The organism is Hominisplanchenecus sp. (assembly GCF_046967715.1).
GTDB lineage: Bacteria > Bacillota > Clostridia > Lachnospirales > Lachnospiraceae > Hominisplanchenecus > Hominisplanchenecus faecis.
The window spans coordinates 1-3,554 of sequence record NZ_JBKVNQ010000112.1; the positions used below are offsets into that span (position 1 = coordinate 1).

General features: G+C 44.9%; 4 protein-coding genes and 1 pseudogene. All 5 read right to left on the reverse strand.

Features of this window, described 5'->3' with window-relative positions; all coding sequences use genetic code 11:
* A pseudogene (locus ACLTL4_RS11110) lies at window positions 1–963 on the reverse strand (polyribonucleotide nucleotidyltransferase); the annotation flags it as partial.
* A gap of 237 nt (window positions 964–1,200) precedes the next feature.
* Window positions 1,201–1,467, reverse strand: coding sequence for a 30S ribosomal protein S15 (rpsO, locus tag ACLTL4_RS11115; RefSeq protein WP_022119364.1), 267 nt, complete (start codon window positions 1,465–1,467; stop codon window positions 1,201–1,203).
* Window positions 1,468–1,580: 113 nt separating this feature from the next.
* A complete protein-coding gene (locus ACLTL4_RS11120; protein ID WP_173895324.1) occupies window positions 1,581–2,030 on the reverse strand; it encodes a DUF3592 domain-containing protein in 450 nt (149 codons plus the stop codon).
* Window positions 2,020–2,910, reverse strand: a complete 891-nt coding sequence (locus tag ACLTL4_RS11125; RefSeq protein ID WP_412291034.1) for a bifunctional riboflavin kinase/FAD synthetase — start codon at window positions 2,908–2,910, stop codon at window positions 2,020–2,022. The genes ACLTL4_RS11120 and ACLTL4_RS11125 overlap by 11 nt, the downstream gene beginning before the upstream one ends.
* 15 nt (window positions 2,911–2,925) lie before the next feature.
* The coding region (locus ACLTL4_RS11130) for a tRNA pseudouridine synthase B (RefSeq protein ID WP_412320548.1) at window positions 2,926–3,554 on the reverse strand (629 nt) is incomplete at its 5' end.

A 3,554-nucleotide genomic window follows, 5' to 3' on the forward strand; every position in this document is an offset into this window, starting at 1 on the left:
GATCTGTGTGATCGCACGGCCGTCCGGACGTTTGTGGTCTTTTAAGATCATCTTACGAACCGTCTTTTTCTGATACTGATAAACAGCTTCATCCAGAACAGCAAGCCATTCTTCATTCTCGGCAAAAGCTTCTTCCAGTTTATCTTTGATCTCACGGATGTTTGCTTCTCTTGTCTGTTTATCATCGGTAAACACAGCTTCTTCCATCTGTTCCGGTGTTACGATCTCTTTGATGGCTGCAAACAGTTCTTCCGGTACAGCACAGCTTTCATAGCTGTGTTTCGCTTTTCCACACTCTGCAACGATCTTGTCAATGAATGCAATCACCTGCTGATTGACTTCATGTGCCGCAAAAATTGCTTCGATCATCTTATCTTCCGGTACTTCATTTGCACCGGCTTCGATCATGATGACTTTTTCTCTGGTAGATGCAACCGTCAGAGCCATATCAGAAACCTGACGCTGTGCGGAGGTCGGATTGAATACGAACGCACCGTCGATCAGACCTACCTGTGTGGTAGCAGTCGGTCCGTCAAACGGGATATCAGAAATAGCAGTTGCAATCGCAGAACCAAGCATTGCAGTCAGCTCCGGACTGCAGTCTGGGTCAACAGACATAACCATGTTGTTCAGAGTTACATCGTTGCGGTAATCTTTCGGGAAAAGCGGACGCATCGGACGGTCAATGACACGGGATGTCAGGATCGCATTTTCAGAAGCCTTTCCTTCACGTTTGTTGAAGCCGCCCGGAATCTTTCCAACGGCATACATTTTCTCTTCGTATTCCACACTCAGAGGGAAGAAATCAATCCCTTCACGAGGCTTTTCGGATGCAGTAGCGGTTGATAATACGGTAGTATCGCCGTAATGCATAAATGCCGCACCATTTGCCTGTGCTGCCACTCTTCCGACATCAACGGTCAGAGTTCTTCCGGCAAGTTCCATAGAAAAACTTTTGTACATAATTACTCTCCTTTTCTTTTTCTCTGAATTTGTTTTGCTTTTACGGCAGCCTCTCCGAAACAACTGAAAAACATTTTATCATCAAAATATATCGTTAAAATACTTTTCAGTGGTCTCGGAATGTAAAGCAGCTGCCGGCTCGGTTTCTGTCAGGAGAAACCATTCTGGAAGTTTACGCATACTTCAAGCAACGTAAACAGGGGACGGAAATCGTTCCGTCCCCCTGTGATTCCCAGATTATTTTCTGATACCAAGTTTTGCAATCAGTGCACGGTATCCTTCCAGATCTGTTTTCTTAAGGTAAGCAAGCAGACCACGTCTCTGTCCAACCATTTTCAGCAGACCACGTCTGGAGTGATGATCCTTCGGATGATTTTTCAGATGCTCTGTCAGCTCCTGAATACGTGCTGTCAGGATAGCGATCTGTACTTCCGGTGAACCTGTATCTCCTTCTTTTCTTGCATACTCTGCGATAATAGCTGTTTTCTTTTCTTTTGAAATCATGATATTTCCTCCTTGTTTTTCACACGCCGGATACTAAGAACAGGGTCGGAGTCGTCCTCAGCTCTGAATATCGGCTTAATTCATACTTGTTAAGTATAGCACAGTATGATAAACTACGTCAACCATTTTCGGTTAGCAAATAAAATAAAAATAAATGTTCCGGCAAGAACCAGGAAAATCCCGAGATAATAGAGGATTTTTGCCCGTCTCTCCAGATAATTTCCTCTTTCTATGATAAAAATCGATGGATTTGAAATCTTGTATCTGATATTCACTTTTTGATTCAGCACAAATTTGCAGGGATTGCTGCCGTAGCGATACCGTTTCCGTATCAGCACGCCGTCTGCATAGTAAGCAAAGACAGGATAAAAATAGTTATGGACGCCTTCCTGCAGACCCTTTTCATCCGGATGGCCGGCCACGATCTCAACGACCGTTGCTTCTGCCTGCCCTTTATATTTTGCATGAATGTTGCGGTAGCGTCTGCACAGAAATCCCAGAAAAATAAAGATCACGCCAAGCAGCATCATAAGATCGCCAAGCATCCCGATACTATTTTTCAAAGAAGTACTCCTTTCCAAAAGCAATATCCGCCTGCATCTGATTTTTCAGGTGTTCGACAGAGTCAAATTTCATCTCTGGCCGTTTAAATTTCCAAAGTTCTACATCGATATTTTCTCCGTAGAGATCTCCGTCAAAATCAAACAGGTACGTTTCTACTCCGCGGAACGTCTCACCGATGGTCGGTTTGTAGCCGATGTTTGTCACACCGTAATATGCCTGCTCACCGATGCGTGTCCTGGAAAGATAGACACCGTTTGGCGGAAGCAGTTTTTTGGTGCTCGGTACCAGATTGGTGGTCGGCATGCCAAGTGTCCGGCCGATCTGCCTGCCGTGAAGCACTTCACCGGAAATAAAATAGCGATAGCCCAAAAGATCATTGACCAGTTCCATATCGCCTGCTTCCAGGGCTTCTTTGACATAGGTACTGCTGATATCTCTGCCTTTATACTGCTCTTTCTCTACGACTTCGACCTGAAAACCATATTTTTTCTGGAGCCAGAGAAGAAGAGTGGCATCTCCGCCTCGTTTATAACCAAAATGAAAATCTTTTCCGACAACAATTGATTTGGCATGCAGCCGGTTCACGAGGATTTCTCTTACAAAATCCTCTGCCTCCATACCGGATACCGACGGAATGAACGGACAGTCGATCAGATAAGAAAGTCCCGTTTTTTCCAACATGAACCGTTTTTCTTCGTCCGTCAGAACAAATCCGCTTTTTCTGCCGTTGATGGTAAACATTACGCTTTTCAGGTTCTTTTTTTCCAGAATGCGGGACAGAAGCTTCTGATGCCCTCTGTGCACGCCATCAAATTTTCCAAGTGTAACGGCTGTCTCCTCCGGGATATACAGTCCGTCAATTCCCTTCATGTATTCCATAATCACATTCCTATTTTATAAAAACATTTTTACCGGAAAAAACATGCCTTTTTCTTCCCGGTATTCATAGATCGCACAGAACTGTCCGCCGGCATCGTACACGCGGATCCTGTCCTTTTTCAGCTCATCCACGTTCTGCCCTTCCGGCAAAAGGTTCTGTATCTCATGAACACGAAACGGATTGCCGTTTCTTAGGATCTTTTCCTGCTCTTCCAGGATCGATACGCACGGATACTGCATAAAAACAGCATCGACCGGCATCAGAATCTGTTCGATTTTTCCTGATTCCTGCAATTTTTCGATTTCAGGAAGTTTCAGGCTGTCTTTTAATGTAAAACTGCTGACACGGGTGCGGAGAAGTGATTCCATGCATCCGCCGCAGCCAAGCTTTTCTCCGATGTCATGGCAAAGTGTGCGAATATATGTTCCCTTAGAACAAGTAACGGTCATGGTGACAAAAGGCAGGGCGATCTGATCGATCGTAATTTCCAGAATCTTGATCTTTCTCGCTTTTCTCTCTACGGTTTTTCCCTCTCTTGCCAGATCGCAGAGCTTTTTTCCATTCACTTTCAGTGCGGAGTACATCGGCGGAACCGGTGCATTTTCTGCGACAAAACCTAGGATCGCCTCACGTACCTCTGCTT